At 72.4% G+C, this 23,604-nt stretch carries 23 protein-coding genes and 2 tRNA genes; 13 read left to right on the forward strand and 12 right to left on the reverse strand.

What is annotated here, in order from left to right; genetic code table 11:
- Positions 1–107 precede the first annotated feature (107 nt).
- Genes EJF31_RS14345 through EJF31_RS14355 form a run of 3 tightly spaced genes read left to right on the forward strand, consistent with a single transcriptional unit; the run spans position 108 to position 3,261 of the window.
- Entirely contained in the window at positions 108–1,157 is a 1,050-nt protein-coding gene (locus EJF31_RS14345) for an acyl-CoA dehydrogenase family protein (RefSeq protein ID WP_221767587.1), read from the forward strand.
- Entirely contained in the window at positions 1,154–2,503 is a 1,350-nt protein-coding gene (locus tag EJF31_RS14350; protein ID WP_185736284.1) for a bifunctional PIG-L family deacetylase/class I SAM-dependent methyltransferase, read from the forward strand. The genes EJF31_RS14345 and EJF31_RS14350 overlap by 4 nt, the downstream gene beginning before the upstream one ends.
- On the forward strand, positions 2,500–3,261 hold the full coding sequence (locus EJF31_RS14355) for a glycosyltransferase (protein ID WP_125037850.1): 762 nt from the start codon (positions 2,500–2,502) through the stop codon (positions 3,259–3,261). The genes EJF31_RS14350 and EJF31_RS14355 overlap by 4 nt, the downstream gene beginning before the upstream one ends.
- A 63-nt stretch (positions 3,262–3,324) precedes the next feature.
- Here EJF31_RS14355 and EJF31_RS14360 read toward each other — a convergent pair whose 3' ends face one another.
- From EJF31_RS14360 to EJF31_RS14370, 3 genes are read right to left on the reverse strand one after another with little or no spacing between them, the layout of a single operon-like run.
- Positions 3,325–4,362, reverse strand: a complete 1,038-nt coding sequence (locus tag EJF31_RS14360) for an adenosine deaminase (RefSeq protein WP_260430874.1) — start codon at positions 4,360–4,362, stop codon at positions 3,325–3,327.
- A gap of 55 nt (positions 4,363–4,417) precedes the next feature.
- Complete coding sequence (locus EJF31_RS14365) at positions 4,418–5,155, reverse strand: thioredoxin domain-containing protein (RefSeq protein WP_125037851.1); 738 nt, start codon at positions 5,153–5,155, stop codon at positions 4,418–4,420.
- A gap of 3 nt (positions 5,156–5,158) precedes the next feature.
- Positions 5,159–5,641 carry a MauE/DoxX family redox-associated membrane protein gene (locus EJF31_RS14370; RefSeq protein WP_125038418.1) on the reverse strand — a complete coding sequence of 161 codons (483 nt, stop codon included), beginning with the start codon at positions 5,639–5,641 and terminating at the stop codon, positions 5,159–5,161.
- A gap of 113 nt (positions 5,642–5,754) precedes the next feature.
- On the opposite strand from EJF31_RS14370, the gene orn reads away from it, so the two are divergent.
- Together orn and EJF31_RS14380 are read left to right on the forward strand one after the other, a co-directional pair.
- Positions 5,755–6,369, forward strand: coding sequence for an oligoribonuclease (gene orn, locus EJF31_RS14375; protein ID WP_220481760.1), 615 nt, complete (start codon positions 5,755–5,757; stop codon positions 6,367–6,369).
- Positions 6,370–6,410: 41 nt separating this feature from the next.
- Positions 6,411–6,486: transfer RNA gene (locus EJF31_RS14380), tRNA-His, on the forward strand.
- Positions 6,487–6,556: 70 nt separating this feature from the next.
- Here EJF31_RS14380 and EJF31_RS14385 read toward each other — a convergent pair.
- Positions 6,557–7,447, reverse strand: a complete 891-nt coding sequence (locus EJF31_RS14385) for an alpha/beta fold hydrolase (RefSeq protein ID WP_125037853.1) — start codon at positions 7,445–7,447, stop codon at positions 6,557–6,559.
- 137 nt (positions 7,448–7,584) lie between these two features.
- On the opposite strand from EJF31_RS14385, the gene EJF31_RS14390 reads away from it, so the two are divergent.
- Positions 7,585–8,118: a PadR family transcriptional regulator gene (locus EJF31_RS14390; RefSeq protein ID WP_125037854.1), complete on the forward strand. Its 534-nt coding sequence runs from the start codon at positions 7,585–7,587 to the stop codon at positions 8,116–8,118.
- Entirely contained in the window at positions 8,115–8,459 is a 345-nt protein-coding gene (locus EJF31_RS14395; protein ID WP_125037855.1) for a DUF6204 family protein, read from the forward strand. The genes EJF31_RS14390 and EJF31_RS14395 overlap by 4 nt, the downstream gene beginning before the upstream one ends.
- A gap of 61 nt (positions 8,460–8,520) precedes the next feature.
- Here EJF31_RS14395 and EJF31_RS14400 read toward each other — a convergent pair whose 3' ends face one another.
- The 5 genes from EJF31_RS14400 to EJF31_RS14420 all read right to left on the reverse strand — a co-directional run bounded on the left by EJF31_RS14400 (position 8,521) and on the right by EJF31_RS14420 (position 14,913).
- Positions 8,521–9,168 (reverse strand): hypothetical protein, encoded by a 648-nt coding sequence (locus EJF31_RS14400; protein ID WP_125037856.1) that lies wholly within the window; start codon positions 9,166–9,168, stop codon positions 8,521–8,523.
- The gene (locus EJF31_RS14405; protein WP_125037857.1) at positions 9,158–9,715 is read right to left on the reverse strand and encodes an RNA polymerase sigma factor; all 558 of its coding nucleotides are present in this window, start codon (positions 9,713–9,715) and stop codon (positions 9,158–9,160) included. The genes EJF31_RS14400 and EJF31_RS14405 overlap by 11 nt, the downstream gene beginning before the upstream one ends.
- Before the next feature lie 66 nt (positions 9,716–9,781).
- On the reverse strand, positions 9,782–11,830 hold the full coding sequence (locus EJF31_RS14410) for a penicillin acylase family protein (RefSeq protein ID WP_125037858.1): 2,049 nt from the start codon (positions 11,828–11,830) through the stop codon (positions 9,782–9,784).
- Between the two features lie 30 nt (positions 11,831–11,860).
- Positions 11,861–12,808: a pirin family protein gene (locus tag EJF31_RS14415; RefSeq protein ID WP_125037859.1), complete on the reverse strand. Its 948-nt coding sequence runs from the start codon at positions 12,806–12,808 to the stop codon at positions 11,861–11,863.
- Between the two features lie 83 nt (positions 12,809–12,891).
- Positions 12,892–14,913 carry an ATP-binding protein gene (locus tag EJF31_RS14420; RefSeq protein ID WP_185736285.1) on the reverse strand — a complete coding sequence of 674 codons (2,022 nt, stop codon included), beginning with the start codon at positions 14,911–14,913 and terminating at the stop codon, positions 12,892–12,894.
- Between the two features lie 103 nt (positions 14,914–15,016).
- Here EJF31_RS14420 and EJF31_RS14425 point away from each other — a divergent pair, with 103 nt between their 5' ends.
- The 4 genes from EJF31_RS14425 to EJF31_RS14440 all read left to right on the forward strand — a co-directional run bounded on the left by EJF31_RS14425 (position 15,017) and on the right by EJF31_RS14440 (position 18,736).
- Positions 15,017–16,588 carry an NAD(P)/FAD-dependent oxidoreductase gene (locus EJF31_RS14425; protein WP_125037861.1) on the forward strand — a complete coding sequence of 524 codons (1,572 nt, stop codon included), beginning with the start codon at positions 15,017–15,019 and terminating at the stop codon, positions 16,586–16,588.
- 60 nt (positions 16,589–16,648) lie between these two features.
- Positions 16,649–16,724: transfer RNA gene (locus EJF31_RS14430), tRNA-Lys, on the forward strand.
- Positions 16,725–16,892: 168 nt separating this feature from the next.
- Positions 16,893–17,891, forward strand: a complete 999-nt coding sequence (locus tag EJF31_RS14435; protein ID WP_221767588.1) for a plastocyanin/azurin family copper-binding protein — start codon at positions 16,893–16,895, stop codon at positions 17,889–17,891.
- A 56-nt stretch (positions 17,892–17,947) separates the two neighbouring features.
- On the forward strand, positions 17,948–18,736 hold the full coding sequence (locus EJF31_RS14440) for a calcium-binding protein (protein WP_125037862.1): 789 nt from the start codon (positions 17,948–17,950) through the stop codon (positions 18,734–18,736).
- A gap of 32 nt (positions 18,737–18,768) precedes the next feature.
- Here the strand turns inward: EJF31_RS14440 and EJF31_RS14445 are convergent, their stop codons facing one another.
- Together EJF31_RS14445 and EJF31_RS14450 are read right to left on the reverse strand one after the other, a co-directional pair.
- Entirely contained in the window at positions 18,769–19,290 is a 522-nt protein-coding gene (locus EJF31_RS14445; RefSeq protein ID WP_125037863.1) for a hypothetical protein, read from the reverse strand.
- Between the two features lie 69 nt (positions 19,291–19,359).
- Positions 19,360–20,247 (reverse strand): LysR family transcriptional regulator, encoded by an 888-nt coding sequence (locus tag EJF31_RS14450; RefSeq protein ID WP_125037864.1) that lies wholly within the window; start codon positions 20,245–20,247, stop codon positions 19,360–19,362.
- An 83-nt stretch (positions 20,248–20,330) separates the two neighbouring features.
- Here EJF31_RS14450 and EJF31_RS14455 point away from each other — a divergent pair, with 83 nt between their 5' ends.
- The gene (locus EJF31_RS14455) at positions 20,331–21,311 is read left to right on the forward strand and encodes a DMT family transporter (protein ID WP_125037865.1); all 981 of its coding nucleotides are present in this window, start codon (positions 20,331–20,333) and stop codon (positions 21,309–21,311) included.
- On the opposite strand, the gene EJF31_RS14460 is transcribed toward EJF31_RS14455, so the two are convergent.
- Entirely contained in the window at positions 21,192–22,019 is an 828-nt protein-coding gene (locus EJF31_RS14460) for a hypothetical protein (RefSeq protein ID WP_125037866.1), read from the reverse strand. The genes EJF31_RS14455 and EJF31_RS14460 overlap by 120 nt on opposite strands.
- 90 nt (positions 22,020–22,109) lie before the next feature.
- On the opposite strand from EJF31_RS14460, the gene EJF31_RS14465 reads away from it, so the two are divergent.
- Positions 22,110–23,576, forward strand: a complete 1,467-nt coding sequence (locus tag EJF31_RS14465; RefSeq protein WP_221767589.1) for an MFS transporter — start codon at positions 22,110–22,112, stop codon at positions 23,574–23,576.
- Positions 23,577–23,604: the final 28 nt, after the last annotated feature.

Genomic DNA, 23,604 nt, shown 5'->3' on the forward strand with positions numbered 1-23,604 from the left:
GCTGCATGATATTCACCCAGCGGGGGGAGCCCGGGCGGAATGACCGACCCGTAGGTTGGGGGGACGACCACCCGCGCCGCGGGAGCCACCAACCCCCGAGGAGTCGAGTGCCGGACGATCCGACCTGGCCGGTCCACCTGCGGGACGATCGGCCCCCGGACGACCGACGGCTCCTGGCTCAGCTTGCTGACGCCGCCCACGTGGCCTCGCGCGGGGTCCCCGCAGGCGCGCTGGAGCTCGCCGAGCGCTGGGGTCAGCGGCTGCCGCTCCCCGGGCGGTCCACCACCCTTCTGCTCTGGGAGGCCCTGGCCACGGTCGCCGCCGTCGACCTCTCCGTCGCCCGCGCCCTCGAGCCGCACCTCGACGCGGCCGCGATCCTGGCCGAGGCAGGCGAGGCGATGCCCTCGGGAACGACCTGGGGTGTCTTCGCGGCCGAGGGGCCCGGCGTGCGCCTCACCGCCACGCCCGTCGACGGTGGCCACGTCCTCGACGGCACGAAGCCGTGGTGCTCGCTGGCGGCGCACCTCACCCATGCCCTCGTCACGGCCTGGGTCGGCGAACAGCGCGGACTCTTCAGTGTCGACCTGCGCCACCCGGGCGTACGCGTGACCGACGGCGCCTGGCACGCGCTCGGCCTGCACGAGGTGGCCAGCGGACCGGTGGAGCTCGACCGGGTTCCCGCCACGCCCGTGGGCGACCCGGGGTGGTACCTGCGCCGCGACGGCTTCGCCTGGGGCGGCATCGGCGTGGCCGCGGTCTGGTACGGCGGCGCCGTCGGCGTCGCTCGTCGGCTCTGGGCGGCGGCCGGGGAGCGACCCCCCGACCAGGTGGCGCAGGCCCACCTCGGCGTCGTCGACCTCCGGCTCCACGCCGCGCGCACGGTCCTGGCCGAGGCGGCGCGGCTGGTCGACGACGGCAAGGCGTCCGGTAGGGTGGGCGCCCTCCTCGCCAGCCGCGCACGCGGGGTCGTGGTCGAGGCGGCCGAGACCGTCCTCACCCAGACGGGGCATGCGCTCGGGCCGGCTCCACTCGCCCTCGAGGAAGCGCACGCACGCCGGGTCGCCGACCTCACCCTCTACCTCCGCCAGCACCACGCCGTGCGCGACGCCGCCGCGCTCGGACGCCAGCTGCTCGAGTGCACCGGGTGCCCCTGGTGACCGCCGCTCCGTTCACGCACGACAGCCCCGGCACCCCCGCGGAGGAATGGCGGCGCCACCCCAGCTGGGGCACGGTGCCGCTCCTCGTGCCGGACGGAGACGTCCCCTGCAGCCGGCTGGTGGTCGTGGCCGCCCATCCCGATGACGAGAGCCTGGGAGCGGGCGGGCTCATCGCCGCCGCCCACGACGCCGGCACCACGCCGTACGTCGTGCTGCTCACGGCCGGGGAGGCCTCGCACCCCGACTCACCGACCACCACACCGCAGACGTTGGCGACCCGTCGCCTCGCCGAGGCCCGGGAGGCGTTGGAGATCCTGGCCCCCGGCGCTCCGCTGGTCTTCCTGGGGCTTCCCGACGGCCGGGTGGAGGGGGCCGAGGCCGAGGTCACGGCCAGCCTCGTCGACCTGATCGGCGACGGTCGCTCGACGTTGCTCCTCGCGCCCTGGCGCCACGACGGCCACCCCGACCACGAGGCGGCCGGCCGGGCGGCCGCCGCGGCAGCAGTGCGCACCGGTGCCCGGCTCGCCGAGTACCCCATCTGGATGTGGCACGCCCGGAGCGTCGACGAGGCGCCGTGGGGAGCCATGAGCCGGGTCGACCTCGACGACGAGGCGGCCCGCCGCAAGTGGCTGGCCGTCCAGAGCCACACGAGCCAGGTCGAACCGCTCTCGGACCTCCCGCACGACGAGGTGCTGCTCCCCGGCCACGTCCTCGCCCACTTCGATTCCCGGGTCGAGCACTTCGTGACCGGGGACGGGGGCGCCGACGACGCCCTCGAGGTCGTGCACCGGGCCGACGCCGACCCCTGGGGTGTCGACGAGCGCTGGTTCGAGCTGCGCAAACGCCAGCTCACCCTCGCGGTGCTCCCCCGACCACGCTTCCGCCGCGCCCTGGAGGTCGGCTGCTCCCGCGGCGCCCTGGCGCACGACCTGGCCGGTCGCTGCGACGAGCTCGTCGCGGTCGACAGCAGCCCCTCCGCCGTGGCCGCCGCGCGGCGGCGGCTTGGTCACCTGGCCGCCGTGCACGTCACCCACGCAACGGTCCCCACCGACTGGCCCGAGGGAGCCTTCGACCTCGTCGTGGTCTCCGAGGTCGGCTACTTCCTGAGCCCGATCGATCTCGACCTTCTGGCCGCCCGCATCGAGGGCTCGCTCACCGAGGCCGGGGTGGTGCTGCTCTGCCACTGGCGCCATCCGATCGAGGGCTGGGTCCTCGACGGCCCCGAGGTGCACGAGCGACTCCGCACCAGCCCGCTGCTGCCCCCGGAGCTCGCCCGCTACCGGGACCCCGACGTCGAGATCTGCGTGCTGGCCCGGTCCGGGCACTGGCCGGATCCCGCCCGATGAGCCCGCCGCGGGTGCGCACCGCCATCGACCAGGTCCAGGTGGTCATCCCCGCCCACGACGAGGAGGGACTCCTCCCGCGGTGCCTCGCCTCGGTACGCCGCGCGGCCGACCACCTCGCCGAGGTGCGGCCGGGTGTGCGGGTGGGCATCACCGTCGTGGCCGACTGCTGCACCGATCGCACCGTCGAGATCGCGACGGGGTGGCCCGCCACCCAGGTGGTCGTCAGCCGGGCCGGCAATGTCGGGGCCGCCCGGCGTGCGGGTGTGGACCACGTCGTCCGCCACACCCTCGCCACACCTCCCGAGCTGGTGTGGCTGGCGCACACCGATGCCGACAGCGTGGTGCCCGAACACTGGCTCGCGGCCCAGCTGATGCTCGCCGACGCCGGATTCGCCATGGTGGTGGGGACCGTGGTGCCTGCGCGGACCGACCTGCCGCCCCACATCTGGGACCAGTGGCGGGCCCGCCACCACCTGGGCGAGGGACACCCGCACGTGCACGGCGCCAACCTCGGCCTGACCCTGCACGCCTCCCAGGTGGCGGGGGGCTTCCAGCCCGCCCCTGCCCACGAGGACGTGAGCCTCGTGGCGGCCGTCAGGTCCGCGGGTCTGCCGTGGTGCGCCACCGCGGCCACCCAGGTCACGACGTCGGGCCGCCAGCAGGGGCGCGTGGCCAGCGGATTCGCCCGCTACCTCGCCCGCCTGTCGTCCCCGACGACACGCGTCGAGGTCCCCGGCGTGCGGGCCCTCTCGAGATAGAAAAGGAATCGGCCCCGCGGAGTATGAGTCCGCGGGGCCTGTGCGTTCCCGGAGTGCGTCCGCTCAGCGAGCGACGTACGCGTCGATCTCGCCGAGGATGCGGGTCTTGACGTCGTCCGGCGCCCACGACGCGTTGACCGCGGCGCGCGAGAGGTCCGCGACCCCGGACTCGTCGAGGCCGAGCAGGTCGGCGGCGATGACGTACTCGCGGTTGAGGTCGGTGCCGAACATCGGCGGGTCGTCGGAGTTGACCGTGATCGTCACGCCGGCGTCGCGGAAGGCCACGATCGGGTGCTCGGCGAGGCTCGAGACCGCACGGGTGGCGATGTTGGAGGACGGGCACACCTCGAGAGGGACACCCGTCTCGGCGAGGTGGGCCAGCAGCATCGGATCCTGCGCCGAGGACGTGCCGTGGCCGATCCGCTCGGCGCCGAGGAGGCGCAGCGAGTCCCACACCGTGTCCGGACCGGTCGTCTCGCCGGCGTGCGGCACGCTGTGCAGCCCGGCGCTCAGCGCCTGCTGGAAGTGCGGGGCGAACTGCGGACGGGGCACGCCGATCTCCGGTCCACCGAGCCCGAAGCCGACCAGGCCCTCGGGTCGGTGGTTGAGCGCGAAGTCGAGGGTGGCGTCGGCCGCGGGCAGCCCGCTCTCGCCGGGGATGTCGTAGATCCACTGCAGCACCAGGCCGAAGTCGCGCTGCGCGGCGACCCGGGCGTCCTCGATCGCCTCGGTGTAGGCCTCGATCGGCATGCCGACGCCGTCCTCGTGCGGGCGCACGGACGTGTACGGCGTGCAGGTGAGCTCGGCGTACCGGAGCTGCTGGCCCTCGGCCATCTCGCGGGCCACCTCGTAGGTGAGGTAGCGGATGTCGTCGGGGGTCTTCACGAGGTCGACGACCGCGAGGTAGACCTCGATGAAGTGGGCGAAGTCGCGGAACTCGTAGAACTTCCGCAGCTCCTCGGGGTCGCTGGGCACCGTCCCCGGGTGGCGCTCGGCGAGGCCGCCGACGATCCGGGCCGAGGCGGAGCCGACGTGGTGGACGTGGAGCTCGGCCTTGGGCAGGCCGGCGACGAAGTCAGTGATGTCAGGCAGGGTGCTCACCGCGTGAAGTCTGGCAGCGCCGGGCGGCGAACCGGAAAACCTCGACCACCCGCCGTCACGAGATGGCGCCGAGCGCGCCCTGGATCGCGGCGGCGAGGGTCGTGCCGGTCGGCTTGCCGTCGACCAGCACCGTGGGCGTGCCGTTGACGCCGTTCTTGGACATCTGGTCGGTGGCGTTGACGACCCACTGGTGGAAGTCGTCACCCTCGATGCCCGGCCGTACGGCGCTCTCGGTGGCGCCGGCCTGCACGGCGTACTGCACGAGCTGGTCGTCGGTCAGGCCGGCGCTGCCCTCCTCGGGCTGGTGGGCGTAGAGCAGGTCGTGGAACTTCTCGAACGTCGCGACGCCGGAGGTGTCGAGGACGACCGCGGCGGCGTTGAGCGCGCGGGAGGAGTAGTCGGTGCTGGACGCGCGGTCGAGGAAGGCGACCATCCGGTAGTCGATGCGGACCTTGCCGGCCGCGACGGCCGCGCGCAGCTTGGTGCCCGTCTGGCTCTCGAACTCCCGGCAGATCGGGCACTGGAAGTCCTCGTAGACCGTCAGGGTCCTGGGTGCCGAGGCCTTCCCGACCACGACCGAGTAGCCGCCGGTCACACCCTGCGGGGTCGTCGCGGCCGCGCCGGCGGTGTCGCGACGGCTCTGCACGACGACGCCGACGACCGCCACCACGACCAGCACGGCCGCGACGGCGGCCACGACCAGCAGGTTGCGCCGACGCTCGCGCCGCTGCTGGGCGATCAGGGCGGCGGCCGCGCGCTCGGCGCGGGACTCCTCACGGTTCTTCTTCGACATCGGTCAGCCTCGTGGAGTGGGTTCGGGCGCCGCGGTGAGCGGCCGGAAGAGCAGGCCGTCCAGCGCGAGCCGCGTCCGCGGCCATCGCACCAGGAGCAGCGAGAGCAGGAGCAGCCCGACGTCGCGGGCGATCTCCCAGGGGTACGACGAGGACGCGCCGGGCTGCGCGCCTCCCCCGCCGAAGCAGCCGCACTCGATCGAGATGCCCCGCGCCCACACCGAGGAGATCCCGATGATGAACGCGACGAACAGCACCGACGAGATCAGGGCCGCGCCGCGGGTGAGCACGCCGAGGACCAGCGCCGTACCGATGACGACCTCGACGACCGGCAGGGTGTGGCCCACGGTCGGCACCACCGCCTCGGGCAGCAGGTCGTAGGCGCGGACCGCGGCCACGCTCGCGTAGGGGTCGGGCAGCTTGAGGGCCCCGGCGACGATCCACACGCCACCCGTCACCAGACGTGCCACCAGGCCGAGCCACCGCATCACACCCTCGAGGCTAGGTCGCGTCGCTGAGGTTCGACTGAGAATCCGGTGTGGGAAGACGCGCAGTAAGGTGGCTCCTCGTGAACGAGCGACTGGTGTGGATCGACTGCGAGATGACCGGCCTCGACCTGGGGGCTGATGCCCTCATCGAGGTGGCGGCGCTCGTGACCGACTTCGACCTCAACGTCATCGGTGAGGGCATCGACCTCATCATCAAGCCGCCGGCCGAGGCGCTCGCGCAGATGAACGACTTCGTCCGCACCATGCACGAGAAGTCCGGGCTCCTCGAGGAGCTCGACCACGGCATCACGATGGCCGAGGCCGAGGAGCAGGTGCTCGCCTACATCCGCCAGCACTGCCCCGACGGCAGCCGCCCGCCGCTGGCCGGCAACACGGTCGCGACCGACCGCTCGTTCCTCGCCCGGGACATGCCGACCCTCGAGGCGTTCCTGCACTACCGGATCGTCGACGTCTCCTCGATCAAGGAGCTGTCGCGGCGCTGGTTCCCGCGCGCCTACTTCCAGGCGCCGGCCAAGCGCGGCAACCACCGGGCGCTCGCCGACATCCAGGAGAGCATCGAGGAGCTGCGCTACTACCGGGAGGCGGTCTTCGTCGCCTCGCCCGGTCCGGACAGCGAGCGGGCCCGCACGATCGCGGCCAAGCACGGCGGCGCGCTGACCGGCATCACCGAGGACGTGCCCGATTCCGGCAATCCCGGGACCGACTAGTACACTCCTCACCGATCCCGGCACTGCCGGGATTCGCCTTGGTGGGTATAGCTCAGCTGGTAGAGCGCTGCGTTGTGGTCGCAGATGTCGCGGGTTCGAGTCCCGTTACTCACCCCAGTGTGATCGAGCCCCTGACCTGCGAACGAGGTCAGGGGCTCGATCCATTTCCGCCCTGGGCAGTGCGGGCTCAGCCGATGTCGGTGTGTTCGGTGATCGCGTCGACCAGGTGGGGCCACAGCGCGCGAGGTCGGTCGTGCCCCATGTCCTCGACCAGCAGGAGTCGGGCGCCGGGCACCAGCTCGGCGGTCCGCCGTCCGCCGCTGGGGTCGATGAGGGTGTCGTCGAGGCCGTGGATGACGAGGGTCGGCACGTCGAGGGACGTCAGCGCCTCGGCCCGGGAGCCGTCCAGGATCATGGCGGCGAGCTGTCGGGGGACACCGTCGGGGTAGTACGCGCGGTCGTAGCTGGCCGCAGCGAGGGCCCGCAGCTGGGCGGCGTCACCGTAACGACGCGAGGCCCAGACGAGCTCGCGCTCGGCCCCGGCGACGTACCCGTCCCGGTCGGCTGGCCGGGAGGCGAACAGCACCTGCCGCGCCTCAGGCGTCGACTGCCCGTACTCCGGCTCGCCGGTCGAGGACATCATCGAGGTCAACGACAGCACCCGGTCGGGGAACTCGATCGCCATCTTCTGCGCGATCATGCCTCCCATCGAGGACCCGACCACGTGAGCACGGGTGATGCCGAGCCGGTCGAGGACGGCGATGCCGTCGGCGGCCATGTCCCGCAGCGAGTACGGCGCCATCGCGAGCGCGCGCTCGAACGCGCCGGAGGTCACGGCGGTGATGAAGTCGCCGAGGCGGACCGGGTGCTCGTCCAGCTTCGTCGACAGGCCGCAGTCGCGGTTGTCGTAGCGGATGACGTAGCGGCCGCGGGCAGCGAGCATGCGGCAGAAGTCGGCGTCCCAGCCGAGCAGCTGAGTGCCGAAGCCCATCACGAGCAGGACGGCCGGGTCGCCAGCGGCGCCGAAGGTCTCGTACTCGATGGAGATGGGCTTGCTGAGGCTGTCGGTGAGTGACATGGCCGTCTCACTGGTCGCGGGTCTGGGGTCAGGTGGGCCGGTGCCGAGCTGGGGGGCTAGCAGCACCGGCCACTTGAAGAATGTCACATGTAAGAATCAACATGTCAAGAATGACATGTTTGAGATAGGGTGTGACCATGACGTTGCGCTACGCGGTGCTCGGCCTGCTGGCCCGCCGCCCCTCCACCGGCTACGAGCTGACCCAGACCTTCGACCGGTCGCTGCGAACCTCGTGGCACGCCCGGCACAGCCAGATCTATCCCGAGCTCGCCAAGCTCGAGGACGCCGGCCTGGTCGAGGTGGTCGGGCATGGGGCGCGTCGCAGCAAGACCTACGCGATCACCGAGGCCGGCCGTGCCGACCTACGACAGTGGCTCGTCGAGGCGGAGCCCGACCGGTCCCAGCGCAGCGAGAGCGGTCTCCGCCTGTTCCTGACCCCGCTGCTGGACCCGGTCGACAGGCAGGCGACCTACGAGCGCGACCTCGCGCACGTCGACCATGACCTCGCCACCCTCGAGGAGGTGCGAGCCGAGGTGCGAGCCGCGCCGGGGTCGGAGGTGTTCGCCCCGCAGGTCGAGCTCGGCATCCGGATCAACACCGTGCTGCGGGACTGGCTGCGTGAGCAGATCCAGGCATCCGCCGACGGCGCGCAGGAAGGGAGCCCGACGTGACGAGGACCTACCGGGTGCAGGTGACCGGTCAGTTCGCTGACCTGGCCCCCACCATCCGCGCCCGGCTTCGAGCCGAGCAGGCCGAGCACGACCTGTTCCTCGCGGCGTTCACGCAGGAGGGGACCTTCACCTACACACCCACGCTGACCCGCTTCACCCTGCGCTACCTCCTGGAGGTCGTGGAGGGTTCGGCCGCGGAGGCCGATGAGGCTGTCGGAGTGGAAGGCGAGCTCCTGGCCATCGAGTTTCTCGAGGCTCGGAGCATCGCCCACAAGCCGTTGACGGTCTCGGCCGTCTGCGTGGATGACGTCAAGGTCAAACGCCGACGCGGCACGTCATGAGCGGCGACCCGGTGGCGCCGCACGGCCCCGGCCTCTCGCCGGGGCCGCCTTTCCGGCAGCCTCACTCCCGGGTGAACCGCACGGACGTGAACAGCGCCTGCCTGAGGACCTCGCCCGGGATCTGACGGAACGTTTCCGCCACCGTCAGCACGAGGTGGCCGTCCACCACGTCCAGCCGGTACTTCGTGCTGCCGTCGGCTGCCGTGAGGGGGCGGATCACCATCTGGCGAGCCGTCGTCAGGAAGAAGAAGTGATCCGCCTCCCGCGCGCCGACGTTGGTGTCGGCCAGGCCGCCGTAGATGCGGAGGTGGATGCGGAAGGCACCGTGCGGCAGGCTCGCGACGTAGCCGTCGGCCGAGCCCAGCCCGGCGTCGCGCAGGGTGCGCGCCACGGCTTCGCGCGTGAGCGGCGCGGTCCGCCACTCACCGTCGAGCGGTCCGCCCGGGAGAGCCTGCACGTGCGCCGGCGCGCTGCTCGCGGGTGGTGCCGGCGCGGGCACGGGCGAGACGTCGGGCGGCCGCCACCCGGACAGCACCAGCGCGCCGGCCAGGGCCAGCGCGGCCGCGGCCCCTCCGCCGGTGATGGCCAGGCGGCGCCGGCGCGCGCGAGCGGCCCCGGTCACCACCGCGTCGTACGCCGAGGAGGTGCGTGCCTCCCACGCCGCGTCGTCGACGCGGAACGCCTCCCGCAGTCGGTCGTCAACGGACATCGTCGTCCACCTCCTCGGCGAGGAGGCGGGCCAGCCGCTTCCGGGCGGTGTGCAGCTGGGACCACCCGGCGGAGACCGAGCACCCGACGAGGTCGGCGATCTCGGCCATGGGTCGATCCTCGAAGTAGAACAGCACGACGACCGCACGTTGCTTGGGCGCCAGGGTCTCGACCGCTGCCCGGACCTGGTCGTCCGGGCCGTCGGGGTCCTCGACCCAGGAGCGCGGCGCCACCGACCGCTCCAGCTGGCCGCGGCGCCAGGTCCGGTGGCGTTCGCGCTGGGCCGCGCGGATCGCGACTCTCCGGACCCAGAGGTCGGGCCGCTCGTAGCGGCTCACGGTCCGCCAGTGGCCGAGCAGCTTGACGAAGGCGTCCTGGGTGATCTCCTCGGCCACGGCCCGGTCCCCCACGATGAGGTGGACCGTCCGCGCCACCGCGGCGAACGAGTCGGTGAACAGCGTCCGGAACTCCTCGTCCGCACCCACGCGCTCCACCCGCCCCGCCATGACGGTGTCGACGCCGAGGCTCGTGGTCGCTGCATCTCCCATGACCCTTCTCCTCCCACCCCATGACAGTCCCGGGACGGGCAGGAGTTCCACTCCCCGCAGGCAAATTCAGGGGCGGAGCCGCTCCCAGTCCGTCACGACCGGCGCCAGCCGACCCGCCGCCCACAGCGGGAGCTGGTCGAGGTGGTGCGGGTCGCGCTGGTCCGCACTGGCCCCCATCGGGACCACCCAGCCGCTCCGCTCGCGGTCGGCGAGGTCCCACACGTAGCGGGCCACCGAACCCCGCGCGCACGCGTCGGTGACGCCCGGCACCGAGCCCGTGCAGCGCACGCAGTCGATGTCGCCGGCCACCGGCAGCGCCGGCACGGCCGGGGGCTCGAGCCCCGAGCCGTCGAACGCATGCACCGGACGCACGACGTGGGTCTCGCCCCACGTCTCCGGGTGTCCCGCGGCGTCGTCCAGCGCCGCCGCGGCGAGCGCCCGCAGGTCCAGCCCGTACGGCGTCCCGCCGGCCAGCGCGGCCGGCAGCAGCGAGTCCAGCGCCAGCCCCAGCCGGCCGGTGAGGTCGAGCCAGGGCGCGAAGACCGGGTCGTCGACCAGCGGCACCCGCAGCGGCGCGAAGACCGGCTCGGCCGCGAGGCGTCGTACGAAGGCGGAGCGCCAGGCGGCGAACGCCGCAGCGCCGGCCGAGCCGATCTCCATCCGGCCGTCCCAGCCGAGGATCGCCTCGTGCACGGGACCGGGGCCGGCGTCGTGCAGCAGGGCCCGGACCTCGGCCAGCGTCGGCAGCAGCGCGTCGCCGTGGAAGGACGCGAAGTCCTCGGGCGTCAGGTCGCTGCGATCGGTGAGCAGGGCGTGCAGCCGGGCGGCGCGGTGCGGGGGCGCGAAGGTGGTGCCGACCGCGTCGCTCTCGGGGCCACGGCGCTCGTTGGCGGTGACGACCTGGTCGTCAGAGGACAGCACGGTGCGCGGCAGCGGAGCCAGCCAGCCGGTCCAGCCGGCGTCCGGGTCGGTCGCGTCGGCGATGCCGCGTCGCGTCGTCTCGGGCCGCACGGGCACCCGTCCGGCGATCCGGTAGAGCAGCTGGCCCGCGCGGTCGGCCACGACGACGTTGTTGACCGGCTCGACCCAGGCGTCGAGGGCGGCGTCCACGTCGGCGACGCTGCGGGCCCGCAGCAGCGGCAGCAGGGCGCCGAAGCCCAGCTCCCCCACCACCATCGCCGCATCGCGCAGGCTCCAGGCGCGCCCGTCCTCGCCGTCGGCGAAGACCGGCCCCCGGGCCGTGACCACCACCTCGACCGGGACCGGGTCATCGTCCCGGACCGGGATCTCCTCGGCGTGCGACTCCGTCGGCTCCCAGCCGTCGGGGCCCTTCGCCTCGACGCGCCCGTGGACCCGGCGCAGCCGCTCGGCGAACACGTCCTGGTAGTCGGCCATCGCGTTGGTGATCGCCCACGCCACGTCGCCGGCGTGTGCGAAGTGCTGCACGCCGGGCACCCCGGGGAACGCGAACCCGACGACGTCGAAGGCGTCGTCGGGGTCCTCGCAGGCGAGCCGGACCTGCTGGTAGACGCCGGGCGACTCGATCGTGCGGTGCGGGTCGCCGGCGACCAGCGGCATGCCGCTGGCGGTCCGGCCACCGCCGACGGCCCAGGCGTTGCTGCCGCTGGCCAGCGGCCCCTCGTGCGACAGCAGGGCCGCCTCCTCGCCCAGGACCTCCCGGGCGCGGGCGTCCCACAGCTTGCCGGGCAGGCTGGCGAAGAGCAGGTGCTGGGCGTGGAAGACGGCCAGCGGCATCCACTCCTCCCACGCGCCGGGCTCGGCCCCGAGGGTGAGCAGCTCGGGCACGTCGGCGCGCAGGCCGGCGTTGACGCCCGCGACGTACGACGCCACGAACGCGCGCGTCGCAGGGTCGAGCGCCGCGTGGGCCCGGAGGGCCGTGTCGACGACCCGGGTCCTGCGGACCAGGCGGTCCCACGGCACGCAGCCGGCGCCGAGCAGCTCCGCCGACGTGCCGGTCGCCCGGCGCCGCAGCCACTCCAGCTGCCAGGCGCGGTCGTGGGCGGTCACCCGACCCTGCTCGTGGGCCAGCTCGAGGAGCGAGCCCGCGCGCACGTGCGGCACGCCGTGGTCGTCACGCAGGGTCCGGGCACTCATGCCCCGGAACCTACTGACTCACGAGAAACCTCAGGCGGGGATGTGCCCGAAGTGGCCGCGCTGGAAGTCCTCGTAGGCCTTGAGGACCTCGGCCTTGGTGTTCATCACGAACGGACCGGCCCAGGCCAGCGGCTCCCGGATCGGGCGGCCGCCCACGACGATGACGTCGAGCTTGGGCGAGCGGCTCTCCTGGCTGCCGTCGGCGGTGATGGTGAGGTAGTCGCCGGCGCCGAGCACGGCCGACTGACCCATCCGGACCGGGCGGCCCTCGGTGCCGACCGTGCCCTTGCCGTTGAGGACGTAGACCAGCGCGTTGAAGTCGACGTCCCACGGGAGGTCGAGGCGGGCGCCGGGCTCGATGGTGGCGTGCACCAGCGTCATGGGCGTGTGGGTCGATCCCGGGCCGGCGTGGCCGTCCACGGAGCCGGCGATGACGCGGACGAGCGAGCCCGCGTCGGGCGAGGTGACGAGGGCGACCTCGCCGGAGCGGAGGTCCTGATAGCGCGGGTCGTTCATCTTCGCGTCGCGGGGCAGGTTGACCCACAGCTGGATGCCGTGGAAGAGCCCACCGGACTGCACGAGCCACTCCGGCGGCGCCTCGATGTGGAGCAGGCCGGACCCGGCCGTCATCCACTGGGTGTCGCCGTTGGTGATGGTGCCGCCACCCCCGTGGCTGTCCTGGTGGTCGAAGGTGCCGTCGATGATGTAGGTGACGGTCTCGAATCCGCGGTGGGGGTGCCACGGGGTGCCCTTGGGCTCGCCGGGGGCGTACTCCACCTCGCCCATCTGGTCCATCATCACGAACGGGTCGAGCTGGGCCAGGTCGATGCCGGCGAAGGCGCGACGCACGGGGAAACCCTCGCCCTCATAGCCCTGCGGGGCCGTCGTCACCTGCCAGACCGGGCGCGGCTGGTCACCCAGGCCGGGGCTGCGGAGCCGCTCCAGGGTGGTGAGGTCGTTGACGGTCACTGCGGGCATGGGGCCCACCTCCTCGAGGTGTCGTGCGGACGCCGGGCTCAACGATAGTTGAATCTTGGATATTCCACGAGGGCGACCGCGGGTCACACGACGATCGGCACCGTGACCCGGAACGCGGTCCCCTCGTCGACGACCGAGTCCACCTCGATGGTGCCACCGTGCTTCTCCACGACGGCCTTGGCGATCGACAGGCCCAGCCCGCTGCCCGGGATCGCGCGCTTCTGGGCGTTGGAGGAGCGGAAGAACCGGCTGAACAGCCGGCCGACCTCGCTGGACGGAATGCCGATGCCGGTGTCGCGGACCTCGACCACCGCGGTCTCCTCGCCGACGTCGAGGCGGATGCCGACCTCCCCGCCGTCGGGGGTGAACTTCACCGCGTTGCCGATCAGGTTCACGAAGACCCGCTCGATCCGGTCGCGGTCCCCGAAGAACGGCACCGGGTCGGCGGGCAGGTCGAGCACCACGTCGAGCGGCCGCGCCGACCAGGCCGGCGCCACGACGTCGTGGCCGCCGCGGACCACGTCGCGCAGGTCGAAGACCCGGTCGGAGCGGGCGATCCCGTCATCCTGGACCCGCGAGAGGGTCAGCAGGTCGTCGATGAGCGAGAGCAGCCGGGTGCTGTTGTCCGAGACCCGTCGTACGGCGTCGGTCTGCGCGCTGTTGAGCTCGCCGAACTCGCCCTCGCGCAGCATCTCGAGGTAGCCGGTGATGCTCGTGATCGGCGTGCGGAGCTCGTGGCTGACCGAGGACACGAACGCGTCCTTGACCTGGTCGACCTGGCGGAGCCGCTCGACCGCCTCACGCTCGGCCTCGAGCGCCTCCTCGGCCGCCCGCTGCGCGCGGACCCGCTCGGTGACGTCCTCCGACGTCGACACGTAGCCGGTCACGCGACCGCGCTCGTCGGTCATCCGGGTCAGCGTGATCGAGTGGGTGCGCTCCTCGCCCGACTTCGTCCTGAACCGCACGTCGCCGCCCGCGGCCTCCGGCATCGCCAGGGCCCGCGCGACGTGGACGTAGTCGTTGGGGACGCCGAGCTCGCGGGCCTTGTCGGCGATCGCGGCCGGGCTGTGGAACATCGCCGTCGTGCGCCCCAGCACGTCCTCGAGGTCGTAGCCGAGCAGCCGCTGGGCGCCGGGGTTGAACAGCGTGATCCGGCCCTCGCTGTCGGTGCCGATGATGGCGACGCCGGTGGCGCTGTTGACGATGTTGCTCACCTTGTCGCGCTCCTCCGCTGCCGAGCGGGCGTTGGCGAGCTGCTGTCCGACGGTGAGCATCAGCGGGATCACGACCATCGCGCAGTCGATGGCGAAGGTGGCCAGCACGACCCCACGCGAGTCGACCGGCATCCCGAACGTCTCGGGGACGCGCGCGATCGGGCCGTAGCCGTAGGTCGTCAGCACGATCGCGATGCCGAGCACGACGAGCAGCTGGACCAGCGCCTCCCACTGGGTGTTGCGCAGCGCGCCCCAGCCCAGCAGCGGGATCACGGCGAAGACGACCGACGGGAAGTGGTGGGGGTAGAACACCAGCGGGGTGAGGGTCAGGATCAGTGCCCACTGGGCCAACCGCTCCCCCACGGGGGCGACGGCCGGGTGGTCCTGGAGCCGGGCGAAGAACGGCAGCAGCGTCAGCTGCGAGGCGAGGTGCGCGGTGGCGAGCGCGAGCCCGACCAGCCACGGCGTGCCCCAGTCGAAGAGCCAGGACGTCGCGAAGGCCACCACGAACGTCACCGACGCCCCGAGCGCGGTGGCGCCGAAGAACAGGCGCATGTCCTCGTCGGTGTGCAGCACCGGCTGGACCCGGCCGTTGCGGGTCAGCAGGCGCCAGATCAGCCAGACCTCGAGGGCCGTGCCGAGGGCGTAGCCCGCGGCCACCTCGACCGGACGGCCACCCGCGGTGATCGTGACGACCGCGACGAGGGGGATCAGCACGAGGAGGTACGGCACCCAGCGGCGGCCGGCCACGATCAGGCTGCCGGTCGCCAGGCCGACCGGCCAGATGCCGGTGACCTTGCCGTCGTCGGGCGCGCCGAACACCGCGAAGAAGCCGGTCACGGTCATGACCAGCAACAGCGCGGTGAGCACGAGACCGCGTTGCTTCGACACCCTGCCCCTCCCCCGAGTCGCCCTCCGACCCGTCGATCCTTCCATCCCCGAGCCCGGCTGACGGGCAACAACGCGACATTCCTCGGTGCCGTAGGTTGGCGCCGTGACCTCGACGAAGCAGCAGTACGACGTGGTCGTCGTCGGAGGTGGGCACAACGGGCTCGTCTCGGCGGCGTACCTCTCCCGCGCAGGACTCTCGGTCCTGGTCCTCGAGCGGCTCGACCACACCGGGGGCGCGGCCGTCTCGGCCACCGCCTTCCGCGGTCACCCGGCGCGGCTCTCGCGCTACTCCTACCTCGTCTCGCTGATGCCCGAGCGGCTGGTCAGCGACCTGGGCCTCGACATCCGGCTCGCCTCGCGCACGACGGCGTCGTACACCCCGACACTGCGCGGCGGGACGCCAGGCGGCCTCTTGGTCGAGCGGCCCGAGGGCGACGCGACGCGTCGCTCCTTCGAGGACCTGACCGGCGGCCCCGAGGCGTACGACGCGTGGCGCGAGTTCTACGCCGACGTCGCCGACCTCGCGCACGTCGTGGCGCCGACCCTGCTCGACCGGCTGCCGTCCGAGCGGACCATCCGCGACCAGGTCGACCCCGGCATCTGGCGCGACTTCGTGACCACGCCGCTGGGCGCGGTGGTAGAGAGCCGGTTCAGCGACGACACCGTGCGCGGCGTGGTCGCGACCGACGCGCTGATCGGGACCTTCGCCTCGATGCACGACCCGTCGCTGATCCAGAACCGCTGCTTCCTCTACCACCTGATCGGCAACGGCACCGGTGAGTGGCGGGTGCCGATCGGCGGGATGGGCGCGGTCACCGACGCCCTCGCCAAGGCGGCCACCGAGGCCGGCGCCGAGGTCATCACCTCGGCCGGCGTGAGCAGGATCGACGCCACCGACGACGGCGCCGAGATCACCTGGCACGACGGCGAAGCGAACAGCACCGTGTCGGCGCGCTACGTGCTCTCCAACGTCGCGCCGTGGGTGCTGCGCATCCTCATGGGCGAGGCGGAGGAGCCGGGCAGCAAGCCCCAGGGCTCCCAGCTCAAGATCAACTTCCTGCTCGACCGCCTGCCGCAGCTGAAGTCGGGCGTGGACCCGGCGGTCGCGTTCGCCGGCACCCTCCACCTCGCCGAGGACTACACCCAGCTGGAGAAGGCGTACGCCGAGGCGGCCGCCGGCCAGGTCCCGTCGGTCCTGCCGGGCGAGGTCTACTGCCACTCGATCTCGGACCCCTCGATCCTCGGCGACGCCCCGGAGGGCACGCAGACGCTGACCTACTTCGGCCTGCACACCCCGGCGGCCCTGTTCGAGCAGGACCCGGTCGGCCAGAAGGAGCTCGCGGTCGCCCGCGCGCTCGCGTCGCTCAACGAGCACCTCGTCGAGCCGATCGAGTCCTGCCTGGCCACCGACGCCGACGGCAAGCCGTGCATCGAGGCGAAGATCCCGCAGGACATCGAGGCCGACCTGGCGATGCCGGGCGGCCACATCTTCCACGGCGACCTGGACTGGCCGTGGGCACCCAACCGCTCCCGGCTGGACACCCCGGCCCACCAGTGGGGCGTGCAGACCGACGTCTCGTCGGTGCTCCTGTGCGGCTCCGGATCGCGTCGCGGCGGCGCCGTGTCAGGCCTCGGTGGGCACAACGCCGCACAGGCGGTGCTCGAGTCCCTGTGACCTGCCGCCCCGATTTTTCCTGTCGGGCAGGCGCTGGTAATGTTCACGTCGCTTCACCACGCGGCATTAGCTCAATTGGCAGAGCAGCTGACTCTTAATCAGCGGGTTCGGGGTTCGAGTCCCTGATGCCGTACCACCCACCGAAGGCCGGTCCGACCAGGACCGGCCTTCGATGCATTTCGGGGACATCCCCGCGGTGCCGATCACCATTTCCCCGGATGAGGCGATGGCGGCTCCGGGCGGCGGGAGTAGATCTGGCGAGAGCACCGAGCCGCTCCGTCGCATCCCACCCAGGAGTCATGCCATGGTCATCAGTCTGCTGTCGCACTCCCGTCGCGCCGGGCGCACCGTCGCCGTCGCCGTCGTCCTGCTCATGACCGCGGCGCTGGGCGCGGGACTCGGAGCCGTGACCACCGCGGCACAGGCGGGCGCACCACCCGCGCCCGTGACGTGGACCGTGCTCGTGGGGTCGCAGACCGATGACATGGCCATCCAGGGTCAACGCTTCCTGCCCGGCGACATCACCATCGACGCCGGCGACACGGTCACCTGGCAGGCGAACGGGATGGAGATCCACACCGTGACGTTCCTCGACGGAGGTACGCCGCAAGCGAGCCTGCCTCCGCTCGACCCGACCGACCCGCAGCAGGTGACGCGGCAGGGTGGCGACACGATGGACGGCACGTCGTACTTCAACTCGGGCGTGCTGACCACCGGGCCCGACGCCGGCCCCCTGCCTGTGCCCGCCTACGCGAGCTACTCGCTGACCTTCCCCGACCAGGGCACCTTCACCTACTACTGCCTGGTGCACGGCGTGATGATGCGCGGCGTGGTGCACGTGCAGCCCGCCGGCGCCCCCTACCCCGCCACCCAGGCCGACATCGACGCCGAGGCCCAGTGGCAGACCAACGCCATCAACAACGACGGCTACGCCCTGTGGGACCAGGCCCGGGCCGCCAGCAGTCGGCACCGCGTCTTCATGGGCGCCGACGACGGCGTGGCCATGCTGATGCGCTTCGTGCACCGCAAGGTGGTCATCCACCTCGGCCAGAAGGTGCACTTCGTCAACACGATGTCGGTGGGCGCCCCGCACACCGTGACGTTCGGCGAGGAGCCCCAGGGGCCGGCCATCTTCCAGCCCTCGGGCGACCCGACCGACTACGAGGGCGGCGACCTCCACTCCGGCTTCATGGTCCCGGGCTCGAAGTTCACCGTCACCTTCAACAAGGTCGGCCGGTTCCACTACATCTGTGCCCTCCACGACGACATGGGGATGAAGGGACTCGTCGTCGTCAGGCCCTGACCTGCCTGGCGCCGCTCGCAGGTCATGGAACCAGGCCCGCCCGGAAGGAGCCGTCGATGAGGGTGCCAGCTCTCGCCCTTGCTGCAGCGCTGGTCGTTCCAGGCTCAGGCAGCGTGCACGCAGGCGGCCATCCGACGCTCGGCGCCCCCATGTGCTTCGGCAGCGCCGCCACGATCGTCGGCACCGGCGCGTCGGAGACGATCAACGGCACCCCGGGTCCGGACGTGATCGTGGGCGGGGACGGGAACGACACCATCAACGGGCTCGGCGGTGATGACCGGATCTGCGACCCGAGCGGATCGAACAACGTCAACCTGCTGCGTGGCGGTCCCGGCGACGACCGGCTCCTCGGGTCGGCGAGCCTCCACGGAGGCGCCGGCAACGATGTCCTGGTCGTGGCCGGGACCGTGGGGAGCACCGTCCTCGTGGACGGCGGCACCGGCAACGACACACTGCGGGCCCCCGTTCTCAAGGCCCTGTTCACACCCGGGCCGGGCCGCGACCGGGTGTCCGGGAACTCGGTGCCGAACGACGAGGTGTCGTACCGGCGCTCGACGCGTGGGGTCGTGGTCGATCTGGCGACGGGGGTCGCGACCGGGCAGGGCCGGGACCGCATCACGAACGTGGACTGGGTGACAGGCAGCCGCTATCCGGACGTGCTGCGCGGTGACGGCGCCTCCAACGGGCTCAGCGGCCTCCGGGGCGAGGACATCCTGACCGGTCGTGGTGCCCAGGACTTCCTCATCGGCGGTCCCGGCGCCGACACGATGAACGGGGGATCAGGACAGGACTACTGCGACGGTGGCGTGTCCGACCGCCGCATAAGCTGCGAGCACCACTCCTGAGTCCGGCGGCGCAGGACTCAGGCACTGTGCACTCAGACACTGTGCAGCTTGAGCACGATCTTGTCGGCGTGGCAGTTGTGGTTCTTCCCGGCCGTCGTCGGCGCGAAGAGCAGCACCAGCTTGCCGCCGAACGCGGTGGCGGCGTTGTTGGCGTCGGTCTTGGTCACGTTGATGGTCGTCTTCTCGGTGATCGTGTAGGCCTTCTCCACGATCCCGCCGCTGTAGAGGAAGCAGGCCGACTTGTAGACCTGCGTTCCCGCGTACTGCGAGCCGTCCGGGTGCAGCACCGTCGTGACCGTCTTGGGGTGGCCGGTGTTGCGGGGCCGGACCAGGGTCGTGGCGCACGCCTCGGGTGCGTCGCACTGCGCGGTGAACGACCAACGCTTCTTGGCCACGGACCCGACGTTGCTCGGGCTGTTCTTGTCGTAGGTGATCTTGGTCTTCACGACCCAGTGCCCGTTGAGCCGCGGCGAGCTCCCGGCACTGGCCGGGGCAGCGGGAGCGACGAGGGCGAGGACGGCGACCGCAGCGGCGGCACGAAGGAGAACGGTCATGGCCGAAACGTAGGCAGGATTCGTCACCGTCCGACCGGTGAGCGGACGATTTCCCCGATCTGGGGGCCGTCAGGCGAGCGGGTGCTCCTCGAGCAGGCGGAGCACCAGGGCGAGGGGTGGCCAGCCACCGCGGCCGGCCCGGGTCACGGCGTACGCGCGCAGCGTGACGTCGGGGTCGCGCAGGGCGAGCAGGCGTACGCCGGGGAGCACCGGCTGGCCCGCCGGGAGCAGCCCGACCCCGAGGCCGGCGACGATCATGTCCTGCACGAGCTCCAGGCTGTCGGCGCGATGGACGACGCGGGGTGAGAAGCCGGCCAGGGAGGCGAGCGTGCGCACCACCTCCTCGTCGGCGGTGTTGCGGGAGTTGACGATCCAGTCCCGCTCGCGGACCGACGCCAGGACGTCGAGGGAGATCCCCGACGCGCGGTGGGCGGCCGGGACGCCGAGGTCCCAGCCCGCCGATCCCAGCGGCTGCGCCACGAGCGAGCGGTCGAACGACGCGGGGGCGAGGTTGTAGTCGTAGGTCAGGGCCAGGTCGACGTCGTCCGCGGTGAGCAGGTCGAACGCCTCGGCCGGCTCGTGCTCGTGGATGCGCAGCGAGACGTCGGGGTGCTCGGCGGTGAGCGCCCGCACCACCGGCAGCAGGCACTGGCGGACGCTGGTCGCGAAGGCCGCGACCCGCAGGGTCCCGGCCGGGTGGGCGTCGGGGTCCAGGTCGGCCCGGGCCGCCTCCAGGGCGGCCAGCACGGTGACGGCGTGGTCGGCGAGCCGACGGCCTGCCGGCGTCAGCCGCACCCGGCGGCCCTCGTGCTCCAGCAGCGGGGTGCCGGCCTCCCGGGCGAGGGCGGCGATCTGCTGGGAGACCGTCGAGGTGGTCACCCCGAGGGTGTCGGCCACCTCGCGCATCGACCCGAGGCGGGACAGGTGGAGCAGGAGCTCGAGGCGGCGCGGGTCCATGGCGACATCGTTCACGATAGATGAACGATCTGTCCATCGATCTCACGTGGACGCGAACGATCAGTGACGGCTCTACTGGACCCATGACCACCGCCATCACCCACACCTCCGGACGTCCCGCCCCCACCGGCGCCCTGCTGGCGCTGGCGTCGATGACCTGCGTGCAGCTCGGGCTCGCGGCCTCGGTCGGCCTGCTCGACCGGGTCGGCGCCGAGGGCGCGGCCTGGCTGCGCCTGTCGTGGGCCGGCGTGATCGTGCTGCTCGTGCTGCGGCCCCGCCCGTGGACCATGTCGCGGCGTGCCCTCCGCGGCGCGGTGCTGCTCGGCGTCGTGACCGGCGGGCTGACGATCCTCTTCATGGCTGCGGTCGCCCGGATCCCGCTCGGCACGGCGAGCGCCCTCGAGTTCCTCGGCCCGTTGGGCGTCGCGGTCGCGCGCGGCCGCGGTGGCCGGGCCCTCGCGTGGCCGGCGCTGGCGGCGATCGGCGTACTGCTCCTGACCCAGCCGTGGCACGGCGGGACCGACCCGGTCGGCATCGCCTTCGCGCTGGCCGCGGCGGCCTGCTGGGCGGCGTACATCCTGCTGACCCAGGCGGTGGGCGACGAGCTCGAGGGCCTGCAGGGGCTCGCGATCTCGCTGCCAGTGGCCGGACTCGTCTCGACGGTGGTCGCCGGGCCGCGGGTCGTGGAGTCGATCGAGCCCAGCATCCTGCTCGTGGGCCTCGGCCTGGCGCTGCTCCTGCCGGTGGTGCCCTTCAGCCTGGAGATGCTGGCGCTGCGTCGGCTCGACACGGCGGCGTTCGGGACCCTGATGAGCCTCGAGCCCGCGATCGCCCTGGTGGTCGGGCTCGTGCTGCTCGGCCAGCGGCCGGACATGCTGGCGCTCGTCGGGATGGCCTTCGTCGTCACTGCCGGGGTCGGCGCCGAGCGGATCGGCGCGCGCGCCTCACGGCCCGTCGAGACCGGTGCCGTGCCAGCGCTCGCGGGTCTGGATCGCCCAGAACCACGCGAAGAGGCCGATGAGCAGGATCTCCAGCACCAGCAGCGCATGATCCACGCCGGCTAGGGCCAGCACCGCCCAGACCAGCAGGCTCGCGAGCATCAGCCCGGCGATGGCGCCGTACCAGGTCCGGGCGGCCTCCTGCATCGACGGCGACCCCGCGCTGCGGCGCGCGTTGCCCCAGACCACTCCGATGATGCAGGCGAACATCACGATCGCCGCCGCGTAGTGGCCGAAGCGGAGGATGCCGGACCGCCAGGCCCAGAAGGCGACGGCGCCGCCGGCGTACAGCACCGTCGCGACCGCGAGGCCGAGGACGTGCTGGCGGTTGTCGTCGCCCCGCGCCCGGTCCCGCCGGAGCACCAGCGCGGTCACGGCGAGGCCGACGGCCCCGACCAGGATCAGCGACCAGCCGTTGTTCTCCACCGAGGCCCGGCGCTGGGCGTCGTCGACCACGACCGAGGCGCAGCGGCCGGGGTGCGGGGTGGGCACCAGCGCCACGACCGGGGCCATCATCCCCGCGATGTTGAGCAGCACGTCCTCCAGGTCGCTGTCGCCCTTGAGCACGACCATCCCGACCCCGATCGCGACGAGCGAACCGACCAGGACGCCCTGCGCGGGCGTGTAGTAGTAGGCACTCACGGAGGTCTGGAGGCAGGCGAAGTCGACCTTCGCCCACGCGACCAGCACCGCCGCGGCGAGGAACAGGATCATCAGCACCATGCCCAGCCGCAGGTAGCGGTAGGTCTTCACGACGTCGTCCCGAGACTCCATGGACTCCAGATTCCTCCGATCCGGCCGCGACGAATAGAGTTCTCCCCGTTGGTTGTCGACCGCAACCAAATCACCTAGGAGCCCTCCCCCGTGACTTCCTCGCTTCGCGGGCGCCAGAGCATCACCTTCGCGGTGCTCGCGGTGTCCGTCTCGTCGTTCTCGCTGCTGCAGTCGCTGATCGTCCCCGTGCTGGCGCGCATCCAGATCGAGTTCCACACCGACCAGACCACGGTGACGTGGGTGCTGACCGCCTACCTGCTGTCGGCATCGATCTGCACCCCGCTCCTGGGCCGGGTCGGCGACGTGGTCGGCAAGAAGCGGATGCTCGTGGTCACCCTCACCGCGCTGGCCGTCGGGTCGCTGGCCGCGGCGCTCGCGCCGACGATCGGCTGGCTGATCGCCGCCCGCGTCATCCAGGGCGCCGGCGGCGGCGTCCTCCCGCTCGCGTTCGGCATCATCCGCGACGAGTTCGACCCGAAGCGGGTCACCACCGCGCTCAGCGTGATCGCCTCGCTCACCGCCGTCGGGTTCGGCGCAGGCATCGTCATCGCCGGCCCGATCGTCGACGGGCTCGGCTACCACTGGCTGTTCTGGCTGCCGATGATCGCCACCGCCGTGGCCGCCGCGGCCGCCCTCCTCTTCATCCCCGAGTCCCCCGTCCGTACGGCGAGCCGCCTGCCGGTCGTGCCGGCGGTGCTGCTGGCCGTCTGGCTGGTCGCACTGCTGCTCGGCCTGAGCGAGGGCAACTCGTGGGGCTGGTCCTCGGGCCGGATCCTCGGCCTGTTCGCCGTCGCCGTGGTCGTGATGGTCGCGTGGGTGCGCGTCGAGATGCGCGTGCCGGTGCCGATGATCGACATGCAGATGATGCGCCGCCGCGGCGTGTGGACGACCAACGTCGTGGCTGCCTTCGTCGGCTTCGGCATGTTCGCGGCGTTCGGCTTCCTGCCGCAGTTCCTGCAGACGCCCTCGGCCGCGGGCTACGGCTTCGACGCCACCATCTCCGAGTCCGGCCGGCTGCTGCTCCCCTCGGCCGTGGCCAGCTTCGCGGTCGGCTTCTTCACCGCCCGCCTCATCCACGTCTTCGGCGCCCGCCTGGTCATCGTCACCGGCGCCTTCCTCAGCGGCCTCGCCTTCCTGTCCATGGGGCTCTTCCACGACGCCACCTGGCAGCTCTACGCCGCCACGACCCTGCAGGGCATCGGCTCGGGCCTGGTGTTCTCCAGTCTCGCCGGCGTCGTGATCGCCTCCGTGCCGCGCGAGCAGACCGGTGTCGCCTCGGGCATGAACGCCAACATCCGCACCATCGGCGGCTCCATCGGGTCCGCGGTGATGGCCGGCATCGTGACCGCCCACCTCGAGCCGAGCGGCATCCCGGTCGAGCGCGGCTACACCGTCGGTTTCGCGATGCTCGGTGTCGCCATGGTCTTCGCGGCGGTCGCAGCGGCGATGATCCCCGACACCCACGAGCAGCCGACGAGCGGACCGCTCGAGGACGCGGAGAACGCGGAGCTGGGCTTCGTGGCCACCGGTCGCACCGGATCCCCCGTACCGGACTGAGCCGGAGAGGGCGCCGGTCGCCCCATTC

It is taken from the genome of Nocardioides sp. LS1 (assembly GCF_003865225.1).
In the GTDB taxonomy this organism is placed as follows: domain Bacteria; phylum Actinomycetota; class Actinomycetes; order Propionibacteriales; family Nocardioidaceae; genus Nocardioides; species Nocardioides ginsengisegetis.

What these genes read in the sequence shown, in the direction of transcription:
- EJF31_RS14355 (WP_125037850.1), top strand. Translation starts at nt 2,500, where the DNA reads ATGAGCCCGCCGCGGGTGCGCACCGCCATCGACCAGGTCCAGGTGGTC.
- EJF31_RS14365 (WP_125037851.1), bottom strand. Translation starts at nt 5,155, where the DNA reads ATGTCGAAGAAGAACCGTGAGGAGTCCCGCGCCGAGCGCGCGGCCGCC.
- EJF31_RS14410 (WP_125037858.1), bottom strand. Translation starts at nt 11,830, where the DNA reads ATGAGTGCCCGGACCCTGCGTGACGACCACGGCGTGCCGCACGTGCGC.
- EJF31_RS14415 (WP_125037859.1), bottom strand. Translation starts at nt 12,808, where the DNA reads ATGCCCGCAGTGACCGTCAACGACCTCACCACCCTGGAGCGGCTCCGC.
- EJF31_RS14390 (WP_125037854.1), top strand. Translation starts at nt 7,585, where the DNA reads ATGACGTTGCGCTACGCGGTGCTCGGCCTGCTGGCCCGCCGCCCCTCC.
- EJF31_RS14400 (WP_125037856.1), bottom strand. Translation starts at nt 9,168, where the DNA reads ATGTCCGTTGACGACCGACTGCGGGAGGCGTTCCGCGTCGACGACGCG.
- EJF31_RS14385 (WP_125037853.1), bottom strand. Translation starts at nt 7,447, where the DNA reads ATGTCACTCACCGACAGCCTCAGCAAGCCCATCTCCATCGAGTACGAG.
- EJF31_RS14435 (WP_221767588.1), top strand. Translation starts at nt 16,893, where the DNA reads ATGGTCATCAGTCTGCTGTCGCACTCCCGTCGCGCCGGGCGCACCGTC.
- EJF31_RS14450 (WP_125037864.1), bottom strand. Translation starts at nt 20,247, where the DNA reads ATGGACCCGCGCCGCCTCGAGCTCCTGCTCCACCTGTCCCGCCTCGGG.
- EJF31_RS14445 (WP_125037863.1), bottom strand. Translation starts at nt 19,290, where the DNA reads ATGACCGTTCTCCTTCGTGCCGCCGCTGCGGTCGCCGTCCTCGCCCTC.
- orn (WP_220481760.1), top strand. Translation starts at nt 5,755, where the DNA reads ATGACCGGCCTCGACCTGGGGGCTGATGCCCTCATCGAGGTGGCGGCG.
- EJF31_RS14460 (WP_125037866.1), bottom strand. Translation starts at nt 22,019, where the DNA reads ATGGAGTCTCGGGACGACGTCGTGAAGACCTACCGCTACCTGCGGCTG.
- EJF31_RS14405 (WP_125037857.1), bottom strand. Translation starts at nt 9,715, where the DNA reads ATGGGAGATGCAGCGACCACGAGCCTCGGCGTCGACACCGTCATGGCG.
- EJF31_RS14440 (WP_125037862.1), top strand. Translation starts at nt 17,948, where the DNA reads ATGAGGGTGCCAGCTCTCGCCCTTGCTGCAGCGCTGGTCGTTCCAGGC.
- EJF31_RS14370 (WP_125038418.1), bottom strand. Translation starts at nt 5,641, where the DNA reads ATGCGGTGGCTCGGCCTGGTGGCACGTCTGGTGACGGGTGGCGTGTGG.
- EJF31_RS14455 (WP_125037865.1), top strand. Translation starts at nt 20,331, where the DNA reads ATGACCACCGCCATCACCCACACCTCCGGACGTCCCGCCCCCACCGGC.